The following is a 24,490-nucleotide window of genomic DNA, read 5'->3' as shown; positions in this document are numbered from 1 at the left end:
CCGATCCGACGGGCGGGGCGGGGTTCGTCGAAGAGGTCCCGGACGTGCCGCGCGTCAGCGCCCGCCCCGCACGCCGGCGTTTCGCGGGACGCCGGGCCGTCTACGCGGCGGCGTCCTTTCGGCGTGCGATCATTCCCTCATCATGACAACGGACATCGATTTCGTCGACGTGGCCCCCGCGGACGGACGTCTCACGACCGATCTCCTGCCGGTCCTCCGGCAACTACGACCGCACCTGACCGGCGACCTGCTCGTCGGGGTCTACTCCGAGGGGTACGGCCAGGAGCTACGGTTCACCGGCGCCTACCTGGACGGCGTCTGTGTCGGGGTCGCGGGCTGGCGGGTCATGGACACCACTGCCGCCCTGCGCAAGCTCTACGTCGACGATCTGGTGACCGCGGACACGGCGCGTTCGACCGGTGTGGGACACCGTCTGCTGGCCCATCTGGAGGAGCGCGCCCGCGACCTCGGCTGCCGCGTTCTCGACCTGGACTCCGGCGTCCAACGTCACCAGGCCCACCGCTTCTACCTGCGCGAACGCATGGACATCACCGCGCACCACTTCGCCAAGGACCTCTCCTGACTCTCCGCCGCCCGCTCCTCATCGGCCGGCCGGGGCCGTCCACCACCTCCCAGGGAAGACGCGCGGCGACCATTCGGTCACCCTATGCTGCTGACCGGTCGGGCGACCCCGCCCGACCGGACGGCTGCGAGGGAGCAGGCATGCGCGCGAACGTCGGCGACACCATTCACGTGCCCACTCGGGTGGCGGGAGGCCGGGACGCGGAGGGCGAGATCGTCGAGGTCTGGGGCGAGGAGGGGACGCCACCCTACGTGGTGTGGTTCGGTGACGGCCGCGAGGCCCTCCTCTACCCGGACCCCGACTGCCGGATCGAGCCGGGGGACGAGCGGGGGGAGTGACCGGTTTCCTCGCCGGGGCCGCGCCCGCCGTGGACCGGACACGCCCCCTTCGGGCACGCCCCGGCGCACGGCCTCCCCGCGCTGTGGCCCGGCCGCACGTCTCCTGACGCAAGGAGCCCAGTCGGTTCCTGACCGAGGCCGGGGGCGCGTGACCTTCCTCCCCGCAGACCCGCCGGTGCCGCCGGGCGGGACAGGACGGTACGCGCGTGGACCGGCCACCAGGCGGATGGCGCGCGGACGCGCCACCGTGTCCGCGCCCGGAGGACATCCTGCCGGCGGCCGGATATCCGGCGAAAGGGACGGACAGCCCCCTCGCGGGCTGGTCAGTGCGGCGGGCGCGGGTGCCGCGTTCACGCGCCCGCCGGGGAGGTCGCGGATCGTCCGGGACCGGGCCAGGAGGGCTCGCCTCTCGTTCGGCCGGGTTCCGCGGTAGTGGTGCCCTCCACCGAGGAGCGGTCCCGCTCCGCCGGCCGGTGACGGTCGAGGCCGTCCGACAGGCTTACGCCACCCTGGAGGCGAAGTCGAGGAGGACCCTCGTGTACTCCTCCGGCCTCTCGAAGTGCACGAGGTGTCCCGAGTCGATCTCGACGACCTCCACGCCGTCGAGGAGGGAACGTACCCGGGCCAGGTCCTCACCGTCGGTCGCCGCCATCAGCACGCCCTCCTCGTTGTAGTAGGAGCCGTGGTGCTCGTACCAGTAGTCGGCGTGGATGAGCACCGTCGGGACCGTGATGGCCGCGAGGTTCTCCTCGGTGTCGAATCCCTCGTACCAGGAGTTGTCGTACCAGGCGGCGCCGAACCTGGGGTCGTAGACGGCCAGCCCCTGGAAATAGATGTTCACGTTCGGCGGGAGAAAGAAGATCTCCAGCGGTTCGCGCGGGTGGTCCTCGATGTAACCGATCGAGTAGTCGACGATGGCCTGTTCAAGACCGCCGAAGAACGAGAAGTAGTTGCTCCGCTGGACGTAGTACCGCTGGAAGTCCGACTCCTCCTCCTGCGAGACGAAATCGTGGGTGATCCTCGCGAGATCGCCGCCCGCCGTCTTTTCGGCCCGGGGCATGATCGACGAGAAGAACGGCGGATCCTCCAGAACCAGGCCCCGGACGAGTTCCGGCCGGTTCGCGGCGATCCATGTGGCGATCAGCCCGCCGGACGAGTGCCCGGACACGACCGCGGGCTCTCCGATCGCCTCCTCCATGAACCGCGCGATCAGCGTCCCGATACGGACGTTGGTGTAATCCTCGGCGGGGATGCTCGCCGAATTCCCGTGCCCGTAGACGTCGACGGCGTACACGTGGTAGGTGGTCGCGAGGTCGGGCAGGACCCGCATGTAGTCCTGCCACTTGGCCCCCTGTCCGTGGATGAGGAGCAGGGGGACGCCGTTGTCCGGCCCTTCCGCGTAATTCGCCCAGTGCCCCTCGACCTCGATCTGTTTCTCGACGAATCCGGCTTCGGTCACCTCCTCCATCCCCTTCTCGTAGTACGTCAGGTTCTGGTTGACATATCCGACGGCGAGGAAGGAGATGACGGCGAGAAACACGGCCAGGGACCACACCGCGATTCTTCGCGCTCTCCCTCTCCTCGGGAATCCCGGCGCTTCCTGCTGTGACATCGAGATCACCGGCCCTTTTCTCCAGGCGGCCCCACCGGTCCCAATCCTTCAGCATGGGCGAGTGGGCGGCGCACGCGGTCGACCACCATTCTCCAATGGAAATCCGTCCCTGCCGGTAACGACCACCGCACCGGTACGCGGCGCTTCGGGGACGGCGGGGGAGAATCCATGGTCGGATGAAACGGAACGCCGTTTCATCACGTCCACCGAGAAACCATGCGAACGGCGCGGGGAACCGGTGGGGAGTGTTTCCCGGTTCTGCCCGGGTCCTGGGGGAAGGGGCGGGCGCCGGTCGGGTCGGCCTCTGATGAGCGGTCGGCGGCGCCCATGCGACCGGGCCGGCCCGGTAGGTGGCGGCGGTCAGTCCGCCGGTTGCGTCGTCTCGTCGGCCGACCCGTCGCCGAACACCTCCTCGACGAGCCTTCGCGTCGTCTTCTGGAACGTCTCCGCCAGGGACATCGCGGCGTCGTCCACATAGTTCAGCGAGGCGGTCAGGATCGTGCTCCCGTCGGGCGTGCCGTACATCAGCGTCGCGTAGCCCGCAACACCGCCGTTGTGGGTGATGAGGGTGCCGCCGTTCGAGCCCATCTCCTGCACGAACACCCCCAGGCCGTAGCCCATCTCCGGGATCCCCGTCGAGCGCGGCGCGCACATCTCGGCCACCAGATCGGCCGGCAGGAGCCGGCCGGCCGTCAGCGCGGAGACGAACGTGGCCAGGTCCTGGGTGGTCGAGATCATGTCCCCGCCGCTGGAGATCCAGGAGGGGTTGTGCCGGGTGACGTCCACCGTCTTCTCCTGGCCGGCGTCCTCGTACCGGTAGTAGGCGTGGGCGTGCGGTCCAGGGATCTCTGGTGAGGCGTCCGGCACCACGGTGCCCGACAGCCCGAGCGGGTCCAGGATCCGCCGTCCCATCTCCTGGGCGAGCGGGCGGCCGGTGACCTTCTCGATCAGCAGCCGGGCCAGCACGTAGTTGGTGTTGGAGTAGCTCCAGCGCGTTCCCGGTTCGAACCGCGCCGGCTTGGACAGTGCCAGCCGCACCAGTTCCTCCGGCCGGTAGGTCGCGAACCGGTTGTCCACCCACTCCCGGCCCGCCCAGGGGACCCCCGGCGTGACCGTTCCGTCCTCGTCGACCTCACCGGTCAGGTTGAACACCCCGCTGGTGTGCTGGAGCAGCATCCGCACCGTGATCCGCCCGTCCAGCCCGAACCCGGGCAGGCGCTCCGCCACCGGGGTGTCCAACCCGATCTCGCCCTCGGCCACCAGTTGCAGTATCAGGACCGCGATGAAGGTCTTGGTGCTGCTGCCGATCCGGAACCGCCCGTCCGTCGGCGGTCTGGCGGTCCCGCCCAGCTCTGCGGCCCCGGCGCTGCCGGTCCACGTGCCCCGCTCGTCGTGCACGCGCATCTGTATCCCGACGAAACCGGATTCGGCGATCTCCTGGAGGGTCTTGTGCAACCGCGGGCGTTCCTGCGTGGTCAGGGTGGCGGACATGGCCGTGTGCTCCTTTGGAACCGGTGGGGGCAATCGGTCGGGTGGGGGCCTGTGTCGCGGGTCAGATGCTGCGGGCGGTGATGTCGCCGTAGACGGTGGTCGCGTGGATGTTCAGACCGGCGTCCGCGCCCTCGGCGTTGGTGAGCGCGTTGTGGATGCGCCCGTGGCCGGTGCCCGCGTCCAGGGAGGCGGAGACCCCGCGGGCGGCGCCGACCGAGATCTGGCCGGACTCGGTGCGCAGCTCGACCGTGCCGCGCGTGGCCTCGGTGACGGTGATGTCGCCCTTTTGGGTGCTGATCCGGGCGGGGCCGCCCAGGCGTCCGACCAGGATGTCACCGTCCTGGAGGCTCAGGCGGGCGTCAGCGGTCTCGTCGAGCTTGACCGTGCCCTGAGCGCCCTCGAACGCGACGTCGCCGAGCCGCCCCACGCCCCGCAGCTCGGCGGCGGACGCCTTGGCCTCGACGCGCGAGCCGGCGGGCAGCTGGACGGTGACCTCGACGGCCCCGGAGGGGCCGAAGAGCTGGTTCTTGGGCTCGGCGGTGTGGATGTGCAGGACGCCGTCGGCGTAGGCGACGGTGGTCTGCTCGGCGGCCTTGACGTCGCGGCCCTTGGCGGCGCCGGCGGGCAGGACCTCGACCGTGGTGTCGGTCCGGTCGGCGGCGATGAACTGGATGCGTCCGGCGGGGATGTCCAGGACGGCCGAGATGGGGGCGGGGGTGTCGAACGTGTGCATCGTGGGCTCCTTCTGTGTCCCGGGCCTTTTCGGCCCGATGTTTCCGACGAGAGAAACGCTACGTTGCTTTTACATATAGCGCAACGCCTTCGTTGCGATTGAACCGTGTTTACCCAGCTAAATAGGCAACAATCGTTGCGATGAGCGGAAATCTAACGCAACAGCCTTGATGTCATTCGTTGCAATGAATGGAAAACGAACGCTATGCTGACCCCACCGCACACCACGAAGGAGACCGCGATGCCGGGAGGCAGGCTCACCCAGCAGGAACGTCAGCAGATCGCCTCGGGGCTGGCCGAAGGGCTGGCCTACGCGGAGATCGCCAGACGTCTGGACCGTCCCACCTCGACGGTCACGCGCGAGGTGATGCGCAACGGCGGCCCCACCGCCTACCGCCCCGACATCGCCCACCGCGCCACCGAACACCGCGCCCGCCGCCGCAGGCGGACCGCGCCCCGGGGCCACGAGGCGTCTTCGCAGGTCCAGGGGCGCGACGCCGAGGCGGTACGCGAGTACGAGGAGGTCCTCACCACCGTCTTCATGCAGTCGGGCCTGCCCAAGATGACGGCCCGGGTGCTGGTGTCGCTCTACACCACCGACGCGGGCAGCCTGACCGCCGGCGAACTCGTCCGGCACCTCCAGGTCAGCCCGGCGACCATCTCCAAGGCGATCGCGTTCCTCGAAAGCCAGGGCCTGGTCCGCAGGGAGCGCGCCGAAGGCCGCCGCGAGCGCTACGCCGTCGACAACGAGGTCTGGTACCAGTCGATGCTCGCCAGCGTCCGCGCCCACGCCCAGCTCGTGGAGACCGCGCGGCAGGGCGTCAACATCCTGGGCCCGGGTACCCCGGCCGCCGCACGGCTGGAGGGCATCGCCCGGTTCGTCGATTTCGTCCGTGAGAGCATGGCTCGCGCGGCCGAGCAGGCCCGCGAAATCCTCTCCACGGAACCCGGGCCGACCTCGGGTGATACCGCCGGTCCTGCCCCGGACCGTGGATAGCCGGCCGTCCCGACGGTCGCGGCCCCGGACCGACCGCCATCCGACCGGGCTCCGCCGGTCCGTGCCGCCGAGGCGTTTCCCCGGGACATCCCCGGTGGCCGGACGAGACGGCACCGGACACGCGCCCGACCGGTGTGCGCGCGCTCGGGATGCGTCACCCGGGCGACGTCCACGGTTTCAAGTTCCGTGGCGAAGTAGCCTGTTGAGGATTTTCCCCCAGTCGGGGGAACAGCCCGGGAGTAACGTACGGTGAAACCTCAAATCCGCGAAGGTGAGGAGCTGCGCCCCGTCGACCTGGCGCGGCTGGCCGGGGTCTCGTCCCAGCAGATCCGCAACTACGAGGACGCCGGCGTCCTGCCGCCCGCCCGGCGAACCCCCGGCGACCACCGCCGCTACACCTGCCGGCACCGCGACGCGCTGCTCGCCTACCGGGGACTGGTCACGGGGTACGGGCCGATCGTCGCCGGGGAGGTGATGCGGGCGGTCCACGCCGGGGACGTCGCCGGGGCGGTGGAACGGGTGGACGCCGCCCACGCCGCCCTGCACGAGCAGCGGCGCTCGCTACGGGCCGCGGGTGAGGCGCTGGAGGTGATGGCGCGGCAGGCGCTCCCCGATCCGCCCCCTCCGTCACGGCGGGACATGCGGGTGGGGGAGGTCGCCAGGCTGCTCGGGGTGCGGCCGTCGGCGCTGCGCGTCTGGGAGGAGGCCGGCCTGCTGCACCCCGAGCGTGACGCCGCCACGGGGTATCGCAGGTACGGTCCCGCCGACATCCGCGACGCGCGGATGATCGCCGTGCTGCGGCAGAGCCGCTACCTGCTGGACCAGATCAGGCCCGTGCTCGACGGTCTGCGCCGTACCGGCGACAGCGACGCCCTGCGCGCGGCGATCGCCCGGCGCCTGGACGGGATCACGCGACGGGCGGTGGCGATGTTGGAGGGGGCCGGCCTGCTGCACCGCTACCTCGCGTTGCACGGGCCTGCTCCGCACACGCGGACAGAGGTCGGGGCGGCGGAGGGCTGAATCCGGATCGCGGGGCCGGTCGGCGCGCCGCCGGAGCGCTGACGGCGGTGAGCCGGCGTCCCGGCCCGGATCCGTGGCCGGACTGCGCGACCGCCCCCATCCACGAGCGGGCCGGCCTCGCCCCGGTTCGGGACGGCTGTCCCGATGTGGCCGTCTCCGTATCGGGTGCCGTTAACGACCGTGTCACCAGCCCCAAATCGGGTGGATCTTCAGCCGTTCGGCGGTTGTGACCTGGGAGTCTCCGGCATGATGTGCGGTCATGAGTCGGCGGCCGGTGGGCATGGACGAGTTGGTCGAGCACTGGACGGTGCTCGATGACGAGCTGGAGCTGGTGGCGGGGAAGCGGGGCGGGACGCGGCTGGGCTTCGCGCTGCCGCTGAAGCACTACACGCGGCACGGGCGGTTTCCTCGGGGCCGGGCGGAGTTCCCGGACGAGGTGGTCGCCTTCGTCGCCCGGCAGATGAAGGTGCCGGCGGCCGAGTTCGATTCCTACCAGTGGACCGGTAGCACGATCGAGTACCACCGCACCCGGATACGCGAGCACTTAGGCTTCCGGGGGTGCTCGGCGCAGGACGCCGAGAAGCTGACGGCCTGACCGGTCACGAAGGTCGCACACGCGCAGCGGAGCGCCGACCGGGTGCGCGAGGAGTTGCTGAAGCACCGCCGCGAGGAGTTCATCGAGCCGCCGACGCCGGACCGGATCGCGCGCATCGCCGCCCGGCTGGCGCCGGAGGTGCTCGCCGAGCGGCTGATGCCCGCCGTCCATGCCTACGGGACGAACTCGGGAATCCGGTCGACGCCGGTTCGCCGGTGAGCATCCATCCCCACGCCGCGGGGGAGATCCGGCAGACCCGGGCGGAGGACTTCGCGATGCCCGCGCCGGTGAGGTAGCGCTCGACCGCCGCGGTGTACGACGCGCTCGGGGCGGGCAGAGGTACGCCCCGAGCGCGCGGCAACCGAAGTGCGCCCCTGTTCTTGAGACCGGTCACTGGTTCGATCGTCATGACTGTCCCGGCCCCTCCGGCTCTGCCGCAATGCGGCGTTTACTGCGGCATCATCCTGACGCACCATCAGGCAACGGAAGTCCGATAAGCCGGCCTCGAATCGGAACCGCCGCTACGCCGACCGCTGCACCGCCGACCTTCACGGCGGACGCAGACCCGATCCTCACCTGTCCCTTCGTCGCAGCTGTACGAGAACAGGGCCTACGATCGGGAGCGGCCGAGGAAGCGCAGCAACTCCTCCGTGACGAATTCAGGGTTCTCCTCGACCAGCCAGTGGCCCGCCCGGGGCACATCCACTGCCCGCACGATGTCGGTCATGTGCGGCTCCACGGTGGAGCGCACCCCCTCGAGCTGCCCCTGCGCCGTCATGATCAGGGTCGGGACCTCCACCGGAGCTGCCGCCTCGGTGTCGGCGGCGTCCTTGTCGAGACTGCGGTAGAGCTCGAAGCCGCCCTTCAGCACCTCGGGCCGGCTGTAGGTGCGCGCGTATTCGTCGATCTCCTCGTCGCTGAATGGGGACCGTTGCGCGGTGCCGCCGAACGACGATCCCTCGAAGGCGACCTGCGGGTAGAACAGTTCCAGGTAGTCGCGGACGTCGTTCCCGACGACCGCCTCGGGGACGCGGGGCTGGGAGTGGAAGGCGATGTGCCAGCTCAGTGAGCGGTACGCGGCGCCGTCCATCGCGGGTCCGGGCAGCGGCAGGTCGAGGTAGCCGAGGAGTTCGGTGTCCTCGGGGAACTGGGCGGCGTACTGGAAGGCGACCGCGGCGCCCAGGTCGTGTCCCACGACCCGGGCGTCACGCACGCCAAGCTGCTCGGCGATCAGAGTGTGGACGTATCGTGCCAGGGTGGCCTTGTCGTAGCCGGTCGGCGAGCCAGTGCTGTCGCCGAGCCCGGGGAGGTCGACGGCGTAGACGGTGTGGTGCTCGGCGAGCTCCGGCATGATCTCCCACCAGCTGTACCAGGTCTGCGGCCAGCCGTGCAGCAGTACCACCGGCGAGCCGCTGCCGCCCTTGACGTAGTGCATGCGGACGCCTTCGACGTCGGCGAACTCGTGCTGGAAGGTGCCGGTGAACTCCGAGTCGTCGTGGGTGATGGTGGTGTGCGCGGGTACTTCGGGGGCCTGTGCGGCGCAGGCGGTGGCACCGGTCGTCAGGGCGAAGGCGAGCGCGGTGGCGGCCAAGGGGCGTGTGAGGCGGGATGAGCGGCGGTCGAAGCGTCGTTTTGCGATTGTCATGTGTCCTGTGTCTCTGGTGCGGTGGTGGGGTCAGCGTCCGGTGGTGCCGTCGATCAGTTCGCGCAGGATGTCCGCGTGCCCGGCGTGGCGGCCGGTCTCCTCGATCATGTGCGCGAGGGCCCAGCGGATGCTGGGAGCGGGTTCGCCCGTCCGCGGGCGGGGCACGGGTGCGCCGAGGCCGGTGCATCCGTCCAGGACGGCGTCGGCGCGCGCGACGGTCTCCCGGTAGCGGGCGACGACGCCGGCCACGCTGTCCGCGGGCGAGGCGTCGAAGGTCGCCTGCCAGTCGGCGACCTCCTCCCCGAGGAAGGTGGCCCGCTCGACGGCGGTGAGATGGTGGAGCAGGCCGAGCAGATTCGTACCCGAAGGCGTTCTGTACGTGCGGACCTGCGGTTCGGGGGTGCCCTCGACCTTTGCGGCGATCGATTCGCGCAGGTAGCCGAGAAATCCGCGCAGGACCTCGGTCTCACTGCTTCCGGTACGGGGCGGCGGGCATCGTGTCTTCTCTCGGTGGGCCGGGCGGGTTCAGCCGGCGCGGTGGATGACCAGTACGTGGTCGGTGACCTCGGCCGTACGCCCTCCCGGACCGGTAGCGGTCCGGCGGGGTGCGGCGGCACGCTCGACCACCCACGTCCCCGCGTCCAGGGCGATGTCGGCGGCGACCTCCTGCGGGGACGGGAAGTGGGCGTCCTGCTCCCATGACCAGGGAGCGGCCGAACCGTGGTCGACGACCAGCAGCCGCCCGCCCGGGCGCAGGGCGTGCGCGGCCGCACGCAGCACGGCCGTCCGGTCCAGGTCGAAGGGGGTGTGCAGATAGTGGGCGCAGACGAGGTCGAACGCGCCGCCGGGGAAGGTCTCGCGCAGGTCGTGCCGCTCGGCCGCGATGCGCCCGGCCAGGCCGTACGAGGCGGCGAGTCCGGCAAGGCGCCTGACCGCCACGGCCGACACGTCGACGGCGGTGACCTGCCACCCCTGACGGGCGAGCCAGAGCGCGTCACCGCCATCGCCGCACCCCAGGTCCAGCGCGGTGCCGGGCGGCAGGCCCGCTACCGTCTCGGTGAGCGTCGCGTTCGGCTGCGGATCGGCGGGTGCCGGGCGGTTCGCGTACAGGTCGTTCCAGAACGCGGCCGCATCAGTGGTGCTCATCGATGACCCTCCTTGTTCTTGCCGTTGCCGGGGGACGCGGCCCACTCTTGCCCGGACCGTCGCGAATTGCACGCCGTCTTGCAGTTCCTGCAAGATGGCGTGGTGAACGGTGAACCGAAGGACGCGCTCGGCTCCGTGGGGCCCCGGCTGCGGGCGCTGCGCCGCGAACGCGGCATCACCCTGGCCGCGCTCGCGGCGGTGACCGGGGTCTCGGAGAGCACGCTGTCCCGGCTGGAGAGCGGACGACGCCGGGTGACCCTGGAGCTGCTGCTCCCGCTGGCCCGTACCTACGGCGTCCCCCTGGACGACCTCGTCGGCGCCCCGCGTACCGGTGATCCCCGTATCCACCTGAAGCCGATCCGGCGGTTCGGTATGGTGTTCGTGCCTCTGTCCCGCCGGCCGGGAGGCACCCAGGCCTTCAAGATGATCATTCCGGCGAGCCCGGAACCGCTGGTGCCGACGCCGCAGACCCACGAGGGCTCCGAATGGCTGTACGTGCTCAACGGGCGGCTGCGGCTGCTGGTCGGTGAGCGCGACCTGGTCCTGTCGTCCGGTGAGGCGGCTGAATTCGACACGGCGCTGCCCCACTGGCTGGGCAGCGCGGACGGCGGCGCGGTCGAACTCCTTGTCCTGTTCGGTCCGCAGGGGACGCGTGCGCACCTGCGCGCCGGTCCCGGCCGGGCACCGCAGAGGGATTGAACCAGGGGCCGGCGCCGCCGCGCTCCCGTGCGACAGCCGGCGGTGAGCTCGGACCTGGGTCGACCGACCGGTCGATCCAAGAAGGCGCGTGATCGGTCAAGCGGCCTGACCGAGACCGGCGGCGGTCAGGCCCTGCTCGCGCAGCGGGGTGAAGTCGACGTCGATTCTCGGGTCGTACGCGCCGGGCTGAATACCGGGTTCGTGGGTGCTGTACTCGCCGAACCGGTTGATGTGCTCGGTCAGGTACGGCGAGATGCGCGCCAGGTCTTCCGGGACGATCTCCCATCCCTCCTCCAGCAGCTGCCGCCCGACCTCCGCGGTGTCCAGGGCGTTGTGGAAGATCACCGTGTTGAACTTCATCGCCTTGCTCTCCTGCTCCAGCCGCTTCGCCGGCGGCCAGGGCGGCGCCCCGGCGGTCCCGGCACAGCGCAAGGCCCGCCGCGAGTACGAAAACCGCGTCACCGCCCTCGCGCCTGGCGCCGACCGGCGCTGATCAGCGCGTCCGTCCCCGTCCGGGGCTGGTGACACGGTCGTTGCTGGCACCCGCGTATGGGCGGTGACCTGGAACGTCACCGACGGGCCGCACCATGACCGTGTGGGGCCGCCGGATGGCCGCTGATACGGAGTGTTCGACGACGCGGATGTGCCGGCGCGCCTCAGCGGTAGTCGGCCAGGCCGTCCGCGAGCTCTTCCTCGTCGCCGTCACGGATGGCGGAGAGGGCCTGCTGCAGGGCGAATGTGCCACGGATCGCGGTGATGCGGGCGGGGAGTCCGTGGTCTGACCAGTCTCCCAGGGCGAGCAGCCGCCCCAGCAGCTCACGACCGTAGCCGGCACCGATGGCCGCGAGGTCCTCGGCCGGGTCCCCGAGCGCGACCTCGTCCCAGTCGAGTACTCCGGAAAGGCGCGGCAGGCCGTGCGTCCACTCCCACAGGACGTTCTCGGCGCCGAGATCGCCATGCACCACCGCTCGGGTGACATGGGGCAGCCCGTCGAGCGCCGCGAGTTCCCGCTCGGCCCGTAGGCGCCCGCTGTCGGACATGAGCTGGAACAGTTCCGCGCGCACGTCCTCGGCGAACCGCCGCCACCGGTCTTCCGGTGCCTGGGGGAGAACCGCTCGTACCGTCTCGTCGGTGCCGGCACGGGCCAGGCTGCACAGCAGCGTGGCGTACTGCGCCGCCACGGTGTCGAGCACCCGTTCATCGTCGAGCGCGTCGGTTTCCAGTGGTTCCCCGGGGATGCGATCGAGTACCAGGAACGGTGTCCCGTCGATGTCGTGGGCGCCGCTCTGGGACAGCGGCTCGGGTGTGCGGAAGCCGAGGTCGAGGCGGGCGAGGGTGCGCAGTGCGGCCACCCGCTCGGGCAACCGGGCGGCCGCTGCCCGGGTGCGGGGCAGGCACACGACGCGGTCTGAGCCGATGACCACGATGTGGAACTGCCCCTGACGTACGACGAGACCGTCGGTTTCGTCATCGGGCAGCAGACGGCTCAGCAGAGCGCGATGCGTCGTACGGATGCTCACGGGGGCGGCCTCTGGATCCTTCGGTGGGGCGGAGACGATGTGCGCGACGCGCTGGTGGACCGCGTCGGCGAATGGACGTCCGCTGGGCGGACGCCCTTCTCACGGTGGGCGGGCCCGTTCCCGGCGTCGAGCGGCCAGGGTATCGGGGAGGCGGGCGGCGGCGCGGACACCGGTGCGGGGCTCGGGGCCGCGGGACGGCCTGAGGAACGCCACGGCCGACCGACGTGCGCCTTGGCCGGGCCGGCCCGGGAGGGGGGCCGAGGTGAAGCGCAGCTCGCCCTCGGCCCCCCTCCACCCGTGCGCCCGGTCTTGCGGTACCAGACGGCTAAGCGGTCATGGCCCGCCTGGCCTCGGAGAGGCGTTCGGCCTGGCGCCGCCAGTCACCGCCGTCGAGTCCGAGTCCGATCGATTCGGCCCCGGCCTCGGCGTAGGCGGCGAGCCGTTCGGCGACCCGCGCCGGGCTTCCGGTGACCGGAATGTTCGCCGCCGCGTCCGGGGCCATCCCGTGCACATCGACCAGGGACCTGACAAAGGAGGCGACGGCGGCCGGATCGTCCGTGAGGAACGCGTGGCCGCCCACGGAGACACGGGGCACGGGGCGCCCCAGCTCGTCGGCGATCTCGCGTAGCCGGACGGCCTTGGCGGCCAGATCCTCCGGACTGATGAGGGAGGGCGCCCAGCCGTCTCCGTACAGTACGGCGCGGCGCATCGCGGCCTCGGAGTTACCGCCGATCAGGATGGGCGGCACCGGCGCGCCCGGCGCCAGCGTGATCTCCGCCCCCTCGACCACGACGCGCTCGCCCCTGATGAGGCCGGGCAGAACATCGAGCGCGGCGTCGGTCCTGCGGCCGCGGGCCTGGACCGGCACGCCCACGGCGCGCCAGAACGGCGCGTCGGGGAAGCCGCCGATCCCGACGCCGAGGACGACGCGGCCACCCGACAGGTGCTGGAGTGTCTGTACCTGCGTGGCGACCCAGGCCGTCGGCCGCGTCGGCAGGCTGAGCACGCCGAATTCGAGCCCGATCCGGTCGGTGGCCGCCGCGGCGGCGGCCAGGACGAGCGTGGCGTCGAACGCCGGCGTGCCGTCACCGGCGACGACGTCGGGCATCGACACGGCGTCGTAGCCCAGCTCCTCAAGGTGTCGTGCCATGGCGACATCGGGGACGCCCGCCTCGTTCGTGGGAAGCGTGGTGCTGATCCTCATGGCCACGACGCTAGAACCTCAACTTAGATTGAGGTCAATCCGGGAATCGGGGGGAACGAAGCGGGGCCGGGCGCCGAGGAGCACCCCGGTCACGGGCCTCCCGGAAGAGCCGGGGCGGGCCGCGTTCGGGAAGCCGGGGGGCATGGGGCGCCCGGCGGGCCGTCGAGCCACGCCTCCGCCCGCGTGCCCGGCGGCACGCCTTCAGGGCGTCGCCCCCATCGCCGGTACGCCCCTGCTGGGCCGCGCCGACAGCACCCACGGCCGTGCCCCGCCCACCGACGCCGACGGTTCCGCGCCTTGGAAGGACGCGCCATCGACCGGCGGGCGAGGGAGCGTCGCCGAATTCCACGGTGCTCCTCGTCCTTCGACGTCCACGCGCCTCACCGTGGTCGTTCGCGGCCCGGCCCTAGGCGGCGCAGAACTCGTTGCCCTCGGGGTCGAGCATGATCCACCAGTGCCCAGCGGGGCCGTTGTCGACCTCGCGGACGCGGGTGGCCCCCAGTGACTCCAGCCGGGCCACCAGATCGTCGAGGCCGCCGGAGCCCGCGTGCACGTCGATGTGCAGGCGGTTCTTGCCGGGCTTGTCCTCGGGCACCTCCTGGAAGAGCAGGCGCCGGCCGTGCCCGACGCCGCTGATCTCGTCATAGGGGTCGTCGGGGTGACGGACGGCGGCGTAGCCGCGGAAGATCCGACGCCCGTTGTGCTCGGCCACCGCCTCCGCGTCGATGTGGCCGGCGGCCAGCAGCCGCTCGATGAGCGCGCCAGGGTCCTCGACCTCGTACTCCAGCGCCGCGGCCCAGAAGTCCGCGAGAGCGGGAGCGTTGTGGGCGTCGATGACGAGCTTCCAGTGCAATGCCATGGAGCCACTCATACTGGTTACCTGAGTCCGGTCGCAAACCACGGCATACCGACGCTCCCGTGGCCGTCTACCGCTTCGCCCCGGGCGCCCTCTGCCTGGAATCGCCGACCACGGGCGATCCCGACGTCGTTTCCTGGCGGGGCATGCCTGTCGGGTTTCAGGGGCTTTCCCGTCCCACACGCCCCCGCGGCCGCGCGGTGGTCACCAGAGGGCCGCCCTGGTCTCATCGTCCATGTAGTCCTCGATGTCCATGTTGCTGAGGGCCAGGTTGACCACCAGGGACCCGACCTCTTCGGGAACCAGCCTGAAATTCCACCCGATGCGATCCAGCAGCGGCACGATCAGGGCACAGTGGTCGGGGCCGCGCATGGCGTCCGCGTCCGCGATCACCACGGTGTCCAGACTCGACTGGTCGGTGTGGTGGTGGACCGACGCCATCACCTGTTCCGGCGTGGCTCCCTCGAACGCCGGGTCGTCCACGATGTCGATGTAGTGGCCGAAGTCGTCGATGACGTCGTCGTGCTCCGCCGGGTGGCGTACGGCGCTCAGGAACGACGTCCAGGCGGCGTCATCGCTGAAGTCCGTGCGCACGAGCAGGCCGTCCTTGTCCGGCGTGAGCAGAGGCAGCGGCCTGGTCGGGCGCTCATAGCGCGGTGGAGAGGACCGTGTCTCCAGATAGGCGCCCACGGGGCCGGAAGGCCCCGCCTCCCACTCCTCCTCGGCGGTCTCATCGCCTTCGATCTCCCCCTCGGGGTCGGCGGGAGCCCACTGCTCGAAGTCCTCCAGGGTGAGGTGGAGGTAGGGGTGATGCAGCACCAGGTGGGTGAGGGCGGCTTGCCGGGGCGTGATCCAGAACAGGTCTCCATCGGTGCCGCGGAACGCCAGCAACGGACGCAGGCGGGGATCGGCCTCGGTCCCGCCGGTGGCGAGCAGGACCAGATCGGGAACCCATCTCCCCTCTCCGCCGAGGGCGTCACGCACCTCATCGGGGGTGGCACCCCGCCACGCGGGGTCGTCCACCACGAGCAGGCGTCGGGGGATGGGCTCCTGTGAAGCCGTGACGTGGTCCTGGCGGGCGCGGCCCGGTGTGACCAGGCCGGGCAGGTCGCCCATGCGGGAGAGCACGTCCTGCCAGGCCTCGTCGTCGTGGCCGGCGCGGACCAGCAGCATGCCGGGAACGCGCGGGCCGTCGTCGGCCGAGGGCAGGGGCAGAGCGGAACGGGACATCGGGAACACCTCGTCATCGCCGTGGAACGCAGGTCTCCCCGTTGTATCCGTGGGGACGGACAGAATTCCGCCGGCCGCGTCCGCTCCTTGGGCACGGCCGTGGCCTCGTCGCCCGGATCGCCTGGTCATCGGGTCGGGGTCGGTGGCCGTCCGGGGCGGCCACCGGCGCGGCGACGTCGCCCCCCGGGACCGTCCGCCGCTTCCACCGCCGGCAACCGCCTGTTCGCGCGGCGAAGGTCCTCGGCCGCCCCGGTCGGGAGCCGCGAGCACCGCCCGCGGGAGCCGCGTGGCCGGATCAGGCGTGGGCGCCGGTCTCGACGAGCAGGACACCCCCGATGATGGCCACGATGCCCAGACCCATCCGCCAGGTCAGCGGGTCCTTGAACAGCAGCCGGGCGAGGAGGGCCGTCAACGCCACCCCGACGGCGGCCCAGATGCCGTAGGCCACCCCCACCGGCATGCCCGTCCGCAGGGAGAGGGAGAGCAGGGTGAAGGCCAGCAGGTAGGCCGCCAGCATCGGCGCGATCCAGACCTTGGCGCGAAACCCGTCGGTCAGGCGCAGCGCCATGGTCCCGGCGACCTCGCTGAGAATGGCCCCGAACAGGTAGGCCCACCCCATCACACGGTCTCCTTCTCGGCGGTGTGGGATCCGGTCTCCACCAGCAGCACGCCTCCGATGATCAGGGCGATGCCGGCGGCCATGGGCCAGGTGAAGGGATCGTCGAACAGCAGGGTGGCCAGGAGCGCGGTCAACGCCACGCCGGCCGCCGCCCAGATGCCGTAGGCCACCCCCACGGGCATGCCACGTGCCAGGACCAGCGCCAGCAGGGTGAACGCGGCGCCGTAGCCCACGACGACCACGGCGTACCACCAGGGGGCGTCGATGGCCGCGCGCAGGGAGAGGGTGGCGGTCACCTCGGAGACGATGGCGCCCGCCAGCAACGCCCACTTCAGCACGGGGAGTCCTCCTCGGTCAGTCTCAGGAGCAGGTCGATCACGGCCTGGCGGTCCCGCTCCTCGGGGGCGAGCACGTCGGTGGTCGTGGCGACCCACAGGCCGTCGGCGGCCAGACGGGCCAGGGTGAGCCGCGCCCGTTCGTCGGCGGAGGCCTGGGGGTCGAAGGCGAACCAACGGGAGAAGACCCGTTTCCAGGGTTCGGCGAGGGCCGGGTGGTACAGGGCCTCGAAGTAGACGAAGAAGTCGGCGGGGGACAGGACGTCCGGGCGGGCGGCCACGGTGGCGTAGGCGCGGATGCGCTCGCGGGCGCCGGCCCGTTCGAACGGGACGTCCAGGACCTCCAGCAGCGCCCGCTCCCACCGCAGGGCGGCGTGCTCGACGACGGCGAGCATCAGCGCGTCGCGGGTGGGGAAGTGGTACATCACCCCGGCCTTGGTGAGTCCGGACTCGGAGGCGACGGCCTCGTAGGAGATGTCGGCGCCGCCCTCGCGGTCGACCACGCGCAGGGCGGCGTCCAGGATCGCGGTCTTGGAACTGGGGCGCACCCCCGCACTTTACCGTACGTAAGGTAAAGAAAAGAGCGATGTCCTTCACGGGTGACGCGACAGGACGCCGCTCGTCCCCGACCGGCGTCCACAGCGGATTCCGATCATCCGCGCACTCTCCGCCCCTCGGCGCCCCGGGAACGATGCGGCAGCGCGCGCCCGAGAGAGACCGTGAGCGGGTCGTCGGCGTAGTGGCCGAAGGGCGGCACGTCGGTGTAACCGCAGGAGCGGTACAGGCCGACCGCCGCCGGCTGTTTCTCGTGCGTCTCCAAGACGATCTCAGCGGCCCCCGCCCCGGCCGCGGACTCCTCCAACCAGGCCAGAAGGGAACGGGCGTATCCCTTCCCCCTGTGCTCGTCGACGACGTAGAGACGCTTGAGCTCGGCCCGCCCGTCCTCCCGCAGCCGCCAGCCGCCCATGCCCACGGGAACGCCACCGTGGTAGCCCACGGCGAAGGTCCCGCGCGGCGGGGAGAACTGTCCCGGTGATACCGGCCCCGCGTCAGGGCTCCCGTAGATCCGGATGTACTCGGCCTGGAGCCGTCCGACCAGCTCCTGGACGTCGGGGTGGTCATAGGGGCGAGGAACGATCTGCACGCCCCCAAGGTAGCGTCGGCCGTGCCGGACCCTCCGAGCCGGTCGGCCTCCGATGGACCGTGAGGTCCCCGTGCGGCCCGCGGCCGGAGCGGTGGGAGCGCCGCACCGGCCGATCAGGCGGCGAGCCGGCGAACCGCGTCGACCAACCCGTCCACCTCCGCTCGCGTGGTGGCGAAGGAGGTGACGAAACGGACGACCCCCGGCTCCCAGCGGTCGTGGTAGAAGCCGTATCCCTTACTCAAGAGCCCGTCGATGACCTGCTGGGGAAGCCGGCAGAAGAGGATGTTCGCCTCGGCCGCGCCCAGGAGCGCGACCCCGGGGACGGCCTTGAGCCCCTCTTCCAGGCGCGCGGCCATCGCGTTGGCGTTGCGCGCGTTGCGCAGCCACAGGTCATCGGTCAGGTAGGCGTCGAACTGGGCGGTGTGGAAGCGCATCTTGGAGGAGAGCTGCCCCGCGCGCTTGGCCCGGAAGGTGAGTTCGCCGGTGAGCGAGCGGTCAAAAATAACGATTGCATCGACTGTCAGGGGGCCGTTCTTGGTCCCCCCGAAGGAGAGCACGTCGACCCCGGCCCGCCAGGTCATCTCGGCGGGGGAGCAGCCGAGCGCGGCGACGGCGTTGGCGAAGCGGGCGCCGTCCATGTGGACGCGCAGCCCCGCCTCCCGGGCGCAGGAGGTGAGGGCGCGGATCTCGTCGAGCGTGTAGACGGCGCCGGTCTCGGTGGCCTGGGTGATGCTCACCGCGGAGGGTTGCACGCTGTGCACGTCACCGGCCTTGCGGCGCGCGGCCACGCGCAGCCGGTCGGGGTCGATCTTGGCGTCGTCCCCGGGCAGGGGGACGAGCTTGGCTCCGCCCGTGAAGAACTCCGGCGCACCGCACTCGTCGTTGTTGATGTGGCTGTCGTGGTGGCAGAGCACGCTGCCCCACGGCGGGGTCAGGGCCGCCAGCCCCAGGGCGTTGGCGGCCGAACCGGTGGAGACGAACAGGACATCGACCTCGCGTTCGAAGAGCTCGTCGAACCGGTCGCGGGCGCTGGCGCTGATCCGGTCCGCGCCGTAGGGCGGGGCCTGGCCGCCGGCCGCCGCGACCACGGCTTCGAGGATCTCCGGTGCGGCGCCGGCGACGTTGTCGCTGGTGAACGCGCGAGCAACGGGAGTGGTGGAGCTCATGGCGAGGAACCTGTCCTTCTGGTCGATGACGGGGAGGCGATGCCGGCGGTGACACCCCCTGTTGGGAACCGGTCCGGTGGATGGTGGAAGCGTCCCCTGCAACGGTGAGCGGGCCGGCCGGCCCAGGTCGTGGGGTCCCGGCCGGGACTGCGGTCATGTGCCCGGCGACGGCCGGCAGATGATCGCCCCGTCCGGCCGCGTGCGGGGCACCGGTCGGTTCGCCTCCGTTGAGCCGACGCGGCCGTTGCCGGCCGGAGGTCGTGGTGGTCGCCGCGACGGACACCGGACCGGGATCGCGTCGAGCGTCCCCATCGCGGGTCCGGTCCTTCCGTCCGCGATGGCGGTGTCGTCGGTCCGCCGTCGTTCGACCGATATCCCCGCCACCAGGCGGCTCCCCCGAGTGAGCCGGGATCGTGCCGGGACGGAGAAGGCGGGACGGCCTTGACGGGCGTCCGGGAGGCGCCGGCCGCGCCCGGCCCCGGATCACGTCTTCCCACCGACCCGCTCCCGTTCCCCCGGTCATGCCACCACGTTCCCGCGGGGCGTTCCCGTGCCGCTGCGCGGTCCGCCCCGCCGGCCGGGAGCACGACAGGCACACACTCGTCTATTTCGAGGCTTATTTCACCGAACAGCACATTCAGTGTATAGAACGTGGCATTTGTCGGTTTCTTTGAGGGGCTCCGCCTTCTCGGCGACGCGCCCCGGGCCGACCAGGGCGAGGATCCACTGGGGGCCGGCTCATCGGATGACGACGGCGGGCCGCCGGCCCTGTCGGGGGGCGGGCGCGTGGCCATGGATTCTCAACGCTTTGGGGAAGAGATCCGCCAGCGGGGGAGGGGCGGTGGGCCCGTCCCCATCGGCCGCGCCCGGACGATCCGACGCCCATGTCCGTGGGCTCCCCGCCCGAAGCGGCGCGCGGATCGCGAGGAGATCCCACGCGGCAGCGCCACCGGCGCGCCCCCGCCCTCCCGTCCCGGCGGGGCCGCCCCAGGCCGGCGGGGTCCGGGCCGTCCCTTCGGGGAAGAGGAGGCGGACTCGGCCGGTCAGTCGCAGAAGCAGGAGACCTCGCACCGGACGCAGCCGCCGCACCTCGGGCATCGTTCGGCCCGCCAATGCGCGTACTGGAAGGCCAGCGCGGGGGTGTCATGGGCCCGCAGCTCGGCCTGGAAGAGATGTCGGCTCGCGAAGAACAGCACCGTCCCTCCGACGGCCAGGGGGGCGCCGACTCCCACCGCGTTCGCCAGGGATCGGGCGTGGGCCTGCGCCATCTCCTCGTACCCCGCCTCACCGAGGTGGTCGCCGTTGTAGCTCGTCCGGCAGACGTCTTCGCGGCTCATCGGGACACCGCCGCACTCCACCGGCCCGAACGAGTCGAGGACCCCGAAGAGGAGGATCGACACCCCGTGGATCACCATGGTGGCCGCGACCAACCACGCCAGGGCGGTTCCCACCGCCATCAGCCCACGACCCGGTCTCCTGCGCCACCTACGTCGCATGGCTCCTCCTGCCTGCGCGCGCCCGCGCGCGGTGCGGCCATCGGGGAGGGCGGAGCCGTCACGGAGCTGCCCCGGCCGGAACGCGCGGACCGGATTCGCGCGCCCGGGCGTCGTCTCCCGCCGCGCGCCGGCCCCGCCCGTCTGTTCTCTCAAGGGCGACGTGTCCGCCGACCAGTCTGCCACCCTCCTCGGCACGTCCTCGGGGGCGAAAGGGACCTCCTTCGGTCCCCGCGACATAATCGACCAATCACGCCTTGGTTCAGGGGGTCCGCGTGTTCGACGTCGAAGGCCGTAGCAGTCAATCCGAGATCCACGTCGCGGCGGCGCCCGGGCGGGTCTGGGACGCGGTGACCGACATCGCCCTGCCCGCCGGGGTCAGTCCCGAACTGCGCGGGGTCGAATGGCTCGGCGGCGCCACCCGGCCGGAAGAGGGCGCGCGCTTTGCCGGCCACAACCACCATCCCGCCATCGGCGAGTGGCGGACCGTCTCCCAGATCGTGGAGTTCACCCCTCCGCGCGTGTTCGCCTGGGCCGTCATGGATGCCGACGGACGGTTCGGGCCTCCCGTGGCGGACGTGGCGGAACGGCTGGCCACTTGGCGGTTCGAGCTGGTCCCCGAAGGGGACGGTACCCGGCTGCGGTACTGCGTGCGGATCGGTCCGGGCCGCTCGGGCCTGGTCATGACGGTCGAACGGTTCCCCGACAAGGCCCAGGACATAGTGGCCGGGCGCCTGCGGGAACTGCGCGCCGGGATCGAGGCCACCCTGCGCGCGGTCAAGGAGCGGTGCGAACGTCCGGGCTCATAGCCCGGTCCCGATCGGAGACGGGGGCCTGCCCGCCCCGGGGAACGGGGGCTTGTCGTCTGGGCACGACAGGCCGGGTCCTCGCCGCTCGAAGTCAGGGCGTGGGCGACGGCGCGGGAGTGATGGGGGTCCACCGCTGACCGCGCCGGCCAGGCCCGCGCTCCTCCGGCCACTCCCCGCACAGGGCGCGCCCCTCCAGGCCGTCTGCATCATTCATCGGGGCGGCGGTCCGAGATGGTCTTCTCCTCGGGCCTGGAAACCGTGGAGCCGTCCTCGTCAGCTCGTACCCGGCACAGCGTTGGCCAGGAGGACCTCTGCCGCCGCCCGGGTGGGCGCGGTGTTCGAGGCACTGGAGCACACCCTCACCCATGCGAGCAGGTTGCGCCCCGACCACGTCGTCTTACGCTCTGTCCAGACCCTCACCGCCGGCGTGTGGGGGACCGACCCCGCCATCCTCGCCCTGGATCCAGGGTCCGAGGCTCCGCCGGCATGTCGTGTCCACGCCGCGCTCGACGGCCGCGCGCCCGCCGTCGACGTTCCACTCTTCCTCACCTGCCCCTCCTACCTCGGTGCCGGCGCCGCTCCGCTCCCACCTGGGCGACACCCACGACCACACGTCCGCGGCCCGCTACAGCGCCAACAGCGGCAGCGCCATCGGTGCCTCCCGCCCCGAGGCCCTGGTCCACGCCCTGGCCGAGGCGATGGAGCGCGGCGCCTACTCGCTGTTGCTGGCCACGGTCTTCCTCGGCCCTGGTGGGCGCGTGGCTCGCGTCTTACGACCCGAGTCCCTCCCCGATGACCTCGCCCGGTGGCACGATCTGGCCCAGCGCAAGGTGCGTGGTCCCGTGCACCTTCTGGAGATGACCACCGACCTGGGGGACCCGCGTTCTGCGCGTACGCCCTGTCCGGCGAGGGCGTCCCGGTGCAGGGCAAGGAGCATCGCTGTCGGCCCGCCTGGCACTGGTCGCGCCCTGAGCGAACTCGTCCAGTGCGCCGCCGTGGCCGACCACGACGGCCAGGAGGCCATCACGCCCGATCTGCGCGCGCTGCGGGCCTATCCCGTACTGCTGGCGGCGGGCCGGGCCGACTTCGGCCCGCACCTGGCCGCGGCCCGGCCGGTGGACTTCCACGACACCGCCGCGCCGGCCACCCCGGTGGCCACCTGCGCGGGCTCACGGCCGCCGTGACCGCGCGCGGCCACACCCCCTATGCCGCTGTCGTGCACACCGCCCCCACCGGTGTATGCACGGTGAGCGTGGTGGTGCCCGGCCCGCGCGCTCACGCCCTTCTGGGCGGATCGCCAGCGGTGTGGGGGTCGGGCCCTGGGAACCGGCAGGTGCCCTCAGCATCCGGACTCCGCCTGCGCGTCTTCCCGGACCAGGTGCGCGGGGGTGGGCGGCACGCACGGCCACACCGAGGAGGACATCCGCTACGCGCGGCGCCGCCACCTCACCCCCGAGGTGGCCGGCGGAACGCCAACGCCGCTTTCGCCGCCCGTGACAGCGGGCTGTGGGGTGCTTCCTCCACCGTGGTGGTCTTTGACTCCACGCACTTTCGGACCCGGGACCAGAACCTGTTCACCGAGTGGCACTCCCGCTATGGGGGCCGAGGGACTCGGCGAGGACCTCTCACATGTGCCCGGTGGGGCCGCCGACAGGCGTGCGACCGCGTCTTCTCAGCTGGTGATCAGGAAGCGGGCGGCCGCTCCCCGACTAGGGTGGGGCGCGTGAGCAGCGAGCACGGTACTCGACTCCGTCCCCGGTCCCGCCGGCCAGGCGGCGTCATGGGCCCTCTCCTTGGCGGCCTTGTGGTGGGCGGTCGCAGCCTTCTGGGCCTGGCGGGGTTGTCGAGGTGCCCGTGCACCGTGAAACGGGGCACGCCGAATCTGTCGGGGATCTGCTGGACGGTCTTCTCCCGCTCGTCGTCGTAGAGCCGCTGGACGAGCACGGCCTGGTCCGCGGTGAGCTCGGCCTGCGCCAGCCGTCTGTTCCGGCGGCGGATCCAACGCGTTCGGCGCGGGATTCCATCTCCACGCTCACGTCACTCCGCCCCGGTGGGCAGAACCCACGCCGAACCCTACGGTTCGCACGGGGCCGCCCAGCTGATCAGAGAGGCTGGCGGGGTGCCGCGAGTACGTCCCTGAGTACCTTCTCGAGCGTGACGCGGGCCAGTTTGTGTCTCAGGGTCTCCTCGATGTCCTGGTAGATGCCCCGCATTGCCGGCTGGATGCCGTGACCCACCACGCATCCCTGGTCCGGGGTGGTGCGGTGCATCGCGAACAGCGGGCCGGCTTCCACTGCCTCGTACACGTCGAGCAGGGTGATCGACCCCAGCTCGCGCGCCAGCGACCAGCCCGCGCCCGCGCCCCGCCGGGACTCCACGAGCCCGGCCCTGCGCAGCTCGCCGAGCAGCCGCCTGATCACCACGGGGTTGGTGTTCGCGCTGGCTGCGATCTTCTCGGAGGTGGCGACCTCGTGGCCCTGGCGTTGGTAGAGACCGATCCAGGCCAGCGCATGGGCGGCAATGGTCAGCCTGCTGTTGGCGCTCATGACCCCTCCTCTGGTCGCAACGCTCCATGTTACGACAGCGCAGTCGCAACAGTGAAGGTTGCGACAATCCGTTGTAACGATTATCGTTACGACAGCCGGGAGGGTCCATCAAAGACAAGCGCGGACCGTGAGCGCGTTGCGAACTCAAAGGAGAACAGGAATGGAAAGTAACGAAAAGACCATTCGCGAGGCTTACCGGCTCGCGGAAGGGAACGTTCTCGACGGTGACGGTTTCCTGGCCTTGTTCACCAAGGACGGGTCGTTCAACGACATGTCGACCTCGCAGAGTTTCCGCGGAGAGCAGATTCCTCAGGTGATCGCGGGCCTCGCCCGCTCGTTCCCCGATGTACACCGTGAGCTGCTCGAGGTACATGCGTTCGGTGATGTCGTCGCCGTCGAGTTGCGGATCCAGGGCACGCATCTCGGAGGGTTTCCGACTCCGGTCGGCGAGATCCCACCGACCGGGAACCGGATCGACGTGCCGGCGGCGGACCTCTGGTACCTCCGTGACGGAAAGATCGAAAGGTTCAACTGCTACAACTCGATGAGCGTGTGGCTTGATCAAATCGGGGTCCACCCTGACTTCAAGTCCGCAGTCGAAGCCACCGAGACAGCAGCCACGACGGCGTAACTCTGCCGGTCAGCGCCGAGTATGCGACAAGACACTCCCTTCTTCGGGCCGCATACCCGGCGTTGCTTCTCGAACAAAG

29 protein-coding genes are annotated in these 24,490 nt (G+C 71.2%); 11 read left to right on the top strand and 18 right to left on the bottom strand.

What is annotated here, in order from left to right; genetic code table 11:
* The first annotated feature begins 142 nt into the window (after positions 1 to 142).
* Both ACYVHU_RS11915 and ACYVHU_RS11910 read left to right on the top strand, forming a co-directional pair.
* Entirely contained in the window at positions 143 to 583 is a 441-nt protein-coding gene (locus tag ACYVHU_RS11915; RefSeq protein WP_498948380.1) for a GNAT family N-acetyltransferase, read from the top strand.
* A gap of 140 nt (positions 584 to 723) precedes the next feature.
* Entirely contained in the window at positions 724 to 921 is a 198-nt protein-coding gene (locus tag ACYVHU_RS11910) for a DUF1918 domain-containing protein (protein ID WP_078761170.1), read from the top strand.
* 499 nt (positions 922 to 1,420) lie between these two features.
* Here ACYVHU_RS11910 and ACYVHU_RS11905 read toward each other — a convergent pair whose 3' ends face one another.
* The 3 genes from ACYVHU_RS11905 to ACYVHU_RS11895 all read right to left on the bottom strand — a co-directional run bounded on the left by ACYVHU_RS11905 (position 1,421) and on the right by ACYVHU_RS11895 (position 4,757).
* The gene (locus tag ACYVHU_RS11905) at positions 1,421 to 2,461 is read right to left on the bottom strand and encodes an alpha/beta fold hydrolase (RefSeq protein WP_432940569.1); all 1,041 of its coding nucleotides are present in this window, start codon (positions 2,459 to 2,461) and stop codon (positions 1,421 to 1,423) included.
* Between the two features lie 432 nt (positions 2,462 to 2,893).
* Positions 2,894 to 4,024, bottom strand: a complete 1,131-nt coding sequence (locus ACYVHU_RS11900) for a serine hydrolase domain-containing protein (RefSeq protein ID WP_432940566.1) — start codon at positions 4,022 to 4,024, stop codon at positions 2,894 to 2,896.
* 61 nt (positions 4,025 to 4,085) lie between these two features.
* On the bottom strand, positions 4,086 to 4,757 hold the full coding sequence (locus ACYVHU_RS11895) for a DUF4097 family beta strand repeat-containing protein (protein ID WP_078761173.1): 672 nt from the start codon (positions 4,755 to 4,757) through the stop codon (positions 4,086 to 4,088).
* 240 nt (positions 4,758 to 4,997) lie between these two features.
* Here ACYVHU_RS11895 and ACYVHU_RS11890 point away from each other — a divergent pair, with 240 nt between their 5' ends.
* The 4 genes from ACYVHU_RS11890 to ACYVHU_RS11875 all read left to right on the top strand — a co-directional run bounded on the left by ACYVHU_RS11890 (position 4,998) and on the right by ACYVHU_RS11875 (position 7,587).
* Positions 4,998 to 5,753 (top strand): helix-turn-helix domain-containing protein, encoded by a 756-nt coding sequence (locus tag ACYVHU_RS11890; RefSeq protein ID WP_432941755.1) that lies wholly within the window; start codon positions 4,998 to 5,000, stop codon positions 5,751 to 5,753.
* A 249-nt stretch (positions 5,754 to 6,002) separates the two neighbouring features.
* Positions 6,003 to 6,773: a MerR family transcriptional regulator gene (locus ACYVHU_RS11885; protein WP_432940563.1), complete on the top strand. Its 771-nt coding sequence runs from the start codon at positions 6,003 to 6,005 to the stop codon at positions 6,771 to 6,773.
* Positions 6,774 to 7,032: 259 nt separating this feature from the next.
* Entirely contained in the window at positions 7,033 to 7,368 is a 336-nt protein-coding gene (locus tag ACYVHU_RS11880; RefSeq protein WP_078761174.1) for a DUF4158 domain-containing protein, read from the top strand.
* 42 nt (positions 7,369 to 7,410) lie between these two features.
* Entirely contained in the window at positions 7,411 to 7,587 is a 177-nt protein-coding gene (locus ACYVHU_RS11875; protein WP_159457237.1) for a hypothetical protein, read from the top strand.
* Between the two features lie 391 nt (positions 7,588 to 7,978).
* Here ACYVHU_RS11875 and ACYVHU_RS11870 read toward each other — a convergent pair whose 3' ends face one another.
* From ACYVHU_RS11870 to ACYVHU_RS11860, 3 genes are all read right to left on the bottom strand, one after another.
* On the bottom strand, positions 7,979 to 9,013 hold the full coding sequence (locus ACYVHU_RS11870; protein WP_078761175.1) for an alpha/beta fold hydrolase: 1,035 nt from the start codon (positions 9,011 to 9,013) through the stop codon (positions 7,979 to 7,981).
* Between the two features lie 30 nt (positions 9,014 to 9,043).
* Positions 9,044 to 9,436: a DinB family protein gene (locus ACYVHU_RS11865; RefSeq protein ID WP_498948583.1), complete on the bottom strand. Its 393-nt coding sequence runs from the start codon at positions 9,434 to 9,436 to the stop codon at positions 9,044 to 9,046.
* A 102-nt stretch (positions 9,437 to 9,538) separates the two neighbouring features.
* Positions 9,539 to 10,159 (bottom strand): class I SAM-dependent methyltransferase, encoded by a 621-nt coding sequence (locus ACYVHU_RS11860; RefSeq protein WP_078761177.1) that lies wholly within the window; start codon positions 10,157 to 10,159, stop codon positions 9,539 to 9,541.
* A 102-nt stretch (positions 10,160 to 10,261) separates the two neighbouring features.
* Between ACYVHU_RS11860 and ACYVHU_RS11855 the strand changes: the two genes are divergently transcribed.
* A complete protein-coding gene (locus ACYVHU_RS11855; protein WP_078761371.1) occupies positions 10,262 to 10,858 on the top strand; it encodes a helix-turn-helix domain-containing protein in 597 nt (198 codons plus the stop codon).
* Positions 10,859 to 10,954: 96 nt separating this feature from the next.
* Here ACYVHU_RS11855 and ACYVHU_RS11850 read toward each other — a convergent pair whose 3' ends face one another.
* On the bottom strand, positions 10,955 to 11,218 hold the full coding sequence (locus ACYVHU_RS11850; RefSeq protein WP_498948375.1) for a Tn3 family transposase: 264 nt from the start codon (positions 11,216 to 11,218) through the stop codon (positions 10,955 to 10,957).
* Here ACYVHU_RS11850 and ACYVHU_RS11845 point away from each other — a divergent pair.
* Positions 11,208 to 11,351 carry a hypothetical protein gene (locus ACYVHU_RS11845; protein WP_432940556.1) on the top strand — a complete coding sequence of 48 codons (144 nt, stop codon included), beginning with the start codon at positions 11,208 to 11,210 and terminating at the stop codon, positions 11,349 to 11,351. The two genes, ACYVHU_RS11850 and ACYVHU_RS11845, sit on opposite strands and share 11 nt — an antisense overlap.
* 163 nt (positions 11,352 to 11,514) lie before the next feature.
* On the opposite strand, the gene vph is transcribed toward ACYVHU_RS11845, so the two are convergent.
* The 10 genes from vph to ACYVHU_RS11795 form a co-directional block, all read right to left on the bottom strand.
* The gene (gene vph, locus ACYVHU_RS11840) at positions 11,515 to 12,378 is read right to left on the bottom strand and encodes a viomycin phosphotransferase (protein ID WP_078761179.1); all 864 of its coding nucleotides are present in this window, start codon (positions 12,376 to 12,378) and stop codon (positions 11,515 to 11,517) included.
* 325 nt (positions 12,379 to 12,703) lie between these two features.
* Positions 12,704 to 13,582: an LLM class flavin-dependent oxidoreductase gene (locus ACYVHU_RS11835; RefSeq protein ID WP_078761372.1), complete on the bottom strand. Its 879-nt coding sequence runs from the start codon at positions 13,580 to 13,582 to the stop codon at positions 12,704 to 12,706.
* A 406-nt stretch (positions 13,583 to 13,988) separates the two neighbouring features.
* The gene (locus ACYVHU_RS11830) at positions 13,989 to 14,441 is read right to left on the bottom strand and encodes a VOC family protein (protein ID WP_498948373.1); all 453 of its coding nucleotides are present in this window, start codon (positions 14,439 to 14,441) and stop codon (positions 13,989 to 13,991) included.
* Positions 14,442 to 14,642: 201 nt separating this feature from the next.
* Positions 14,643 to 15,668, bottom strand: coding sequence for a DUF6924 domain-containing protein (locus ACYVHU_RS11825; RefSeq protein WP_432940548.1), 1,026 nt, complete (start codon positions 15,666 to 15,668; stop codon positions 14,643 to 14,645).
* Between the two features lie 295 nt (positions 15,669 to 15,963).
* Positions 15,964 to 16,287, bottom strand: a complete 324-nt coding sequence (locus tag ACYVHU_RS11820) for a DMT family transporter (protein WP_078761182.1) — start codon at positions 16,285 to 16,287, stop codon at positions 15,964 to 15,966.
* The gene (locus ACYVHU_RS11815) at positions 16,287 to 16,625 is read right to left on the bottom strand and encodes a DMT family transporter (RefSeq protein WP_078761183.1); all 339 of its coding nucleotides are present in this window, start codon (positions 16,623 to 16,625) and stop codon (positions 16,287 to 16,289) included. The genes ACYVHU_RS11820 and ACYVHU_RS11815 overlap by 1 nt, the downstream gene beginning before the upstream one ends.
* The gene (locus ACYVHU_RS11810) at positions 16,619 to 17,170 is read right to left on the bottom strand and encodes a TetR/AcrR family transcriptional regulator (protein WP_432940544.1); all 552 of its coding nucleotides are present in this window, start codon (positions 17,168 to 17,170) and stop codon (positions 16,619 to 16,621) included. The genes ACYVHU_RS11815 and ACYVHU_RS11810 overlap by 7 nt, the downstream gene beginning before the upstream one ends.
* A gap of 104 nt (positions 17,171 to 17,274) precedes the next feature.
* A complete protein-coding gene (locus ACYVHU_RS11805; RefSeq protein WP_498948370.1) occupies positions 17,275 to 17,766 on the bottom strand; it encodes a GNAT family N-acetyltransferase in 492 nt (163 codons plus the stop codon).
* A 113-nt stretch (positions 17,767 to 17,879) separates the two neighbouring features.
* Complete coding sequence (locus ACYVHU_RS11800; RefSeq protein WP_498948369.1) at positions 17,880 to 18,932, bottom strand: threonine aldolase family protein; 1,053 nt, start codon at positions 18,930 to 18,932, stop codon at positions 17,880 to 17,882.
* A gap of 1,043 nt (positions 18,933 to 19,975) precedes the next feature.
* Positions 19,976 to 20,428 carry a hypothetical protein gene (locus ACYVHU_RS11795; RefSeq protein WP_498948367.1) on the bottom strand — a complete coding sequence of 151 codons (453 nt, stop codon included), beginning with the start codon at positions 20,426 to 20,428 and terminating at the stop codon, positions 19,976 to 19,978.
* A gap of 272 nt (positions 20,429 to 20,700) precedes the next feature.
* Between ACYVHU_RS11795 and ACYVHU_RS11790 the strand changes: the two genes are divergently transcribed.
* Positions 20,701 to 21,234: an SRPBCC family protein gene (locus ACYVHU_RS11790; protein ID WP_432940537.1), complete on the top strand. Its 534-nt coding sequence runs from the start codon at positions 20,701 to 20,703 to the stop codon at positions 21,232 to 21,234.
* 566 nt (positions 21,235 to 21,800) lie between these two features.
* Positions 21,801 to 22,418 carry a YcaO-like family protein gene (locus ACYVHU_RS11785; protein ID WP_159457239.1) on the top strand — a complete coding sequence of 206 codons (618 nt, stop codon included), beginning with the start codon at positions 21,801 to 21,803 and terminating at the stop codon, positions 22,416 to 22,418.
* Positions 22,419 to 23,336: 918 nt separating this feature from the next.
* Here ACYVHU_RS11785 and ACYVHU_RS11780 read toward each other — a convergent pair.
* Positions 23,337 to 23,780 carry an Rrf2 family transcriptional regulator gene (locus ACYVHU_RS11780; protein WP_078761190.1) on the bottom strand — a complete coding sequence of 148 codons (444 nt, stop codon included), beginning with the start codon at positions 23,778 to 23,780 and terminating at the stop codon, positions 23,337 to 23,339.
* Between the two features lie 160 nt (positions 23,781 to 23,940).
* Here ACYVHU_RS11780 and ACYVHU_RS11775 point away from each other — a divergent pair, with 160 nt between their 5' ends.
* Positions 23,941 to 24,411: a nuclear transport factor 2 family protein gene (locus tag ACYVHU_RS11775; protein WP_078761191.1), complete on the top strand. Its 471-nt coding sequence runs from the start codon at positions 23,941 to 23,943 to the stop codon at positions 24,409 to 24,411.
* Positions 24,412 to 24,490: the final 79 nt, after the last annotated feature.

The organism is Marinactinospora endophytica, from assembly GCF_054780875.1.
This window is presented reverse-complemented; position numbering and strand designations above follow the sequence as displayed.

Coding starts and splice junctions, on each gene's coding strand:
- ACYVHU_RS11915 (WP_498948380.1), top strand. CDS start 143: ATGACAACGGACATCGATTTCGTCGACGTGGCCCCCGCGGACGGACGT.
- ACYVHU_RS11910 (WP_078761170.1), top strand. CDS start 724: ATGCGCGCGAACGTCGGCGACACCATTCACGTGCCCACTCGGGTGGCG.
- ACYVHU_RS11900 (WP_432940566.1), bottom strand. CDS start 4,024: ATGTCCGCCACCCTGACCACGCAGGAACGCCCGCGGTTGCACAAGACC.
- ACYVHU_RS11895 (WP_078761173.1), bottom strand. CDS start 4,757: ATGCACACGTTCGACACCCCCGCCCCCATCTCGGCCGTCCTGGACATC.
- ACYVHU_RS11890 (WP_432941755.1), top strand. CDS start 4,998: ATGCCGGGAGGCAGGCTCACCCAGCAGGAACGTCAGCAGATCGCCTCG.
- ACYVHU_RS11880 (WP_078761174.1), top strand. CDS start 7,033: ATGAGTCGGCGGCCGGTGGGCATGGACGAGTTGGTCGAGCACTGGACG.
- ACYVHU_RS11870 (WP_078761175.1), bottom strand. CDS start 9,013: ATGACAATCGCAAAACGACGCTTCGACCGCCGCTCATCCCGCCTCACA.
- ACYVHU_RS11860 (WP_078761177.1), bottom strand. CDS start 10,159: ATGAGCACCACTGATGCGGCCGCGTTCTGGAACGACCTGTACGCGAAC.
- ACYVHU_RS11850 (WP_498948375.1), bottom strand. CDS start 11,218: ATGAAGTTCAACACGGTGATCTTCCACAACGCCCTGGACACCGCGGAG.
- ACYVHU_RS11835 (WP_078761372.1), bottom strand. CDS start 13,582: ATGAGGATCAGCACCACGCTTCCCACGAACGAGGCGGGCGTCCCCGAT.
- ACYVHU_RS11830 (WP_498948373.1), bottom strand. CDS start 14,441: ATGGCATTGCACTGGAAGCTCGTCATCGACGCCCACAACGCTCCCGCT.
- ACYVHU_RS11825 (WP_432940548.1), bottom strand. CDS start 15,668: ATGTCCCGTTCCGCTCTGCCCCTGCCCTCGGCCGACGACGGCCCGCGC.
- ACYVHU_RS11820 (WP_078761182.1), bottom strand. CDS start 16,287: ATGGGGTGGGCCTACCTGTTCGGGGCCATTCTCAGCGAGGTCGCCGGG.
- ACYVHU_RS11800 (WP_498948369.1), bottom strand. CDS start 18,932: ATGAGCTCCACCACTCCCGTTGCTCGCGCGTTCACCAGCGACAACGTC.
- ACYVHU_RS11795 (WP_498948367.1), bottom strand. CDS start 20,428: ATGCGACGTAGGTGGCGCAGGAGACCGGGTCGTGGGCTGATGGCGGTG.
- ACYVHU_RS11780 (WP_078761190.1), bottom strand. CDS start 23,780: ATGAGCGCCAACAGCAGGCTGACCATTGCCGCCCATGCGCTGGCCTGG.
- ACYVHU_RS11775 (WP_078761191.1), top strand. CDS start 23,941: ATGGAAAGTAACGAAAAGACCATTCGCGAGGCTTACCGGCTCGCGGAA.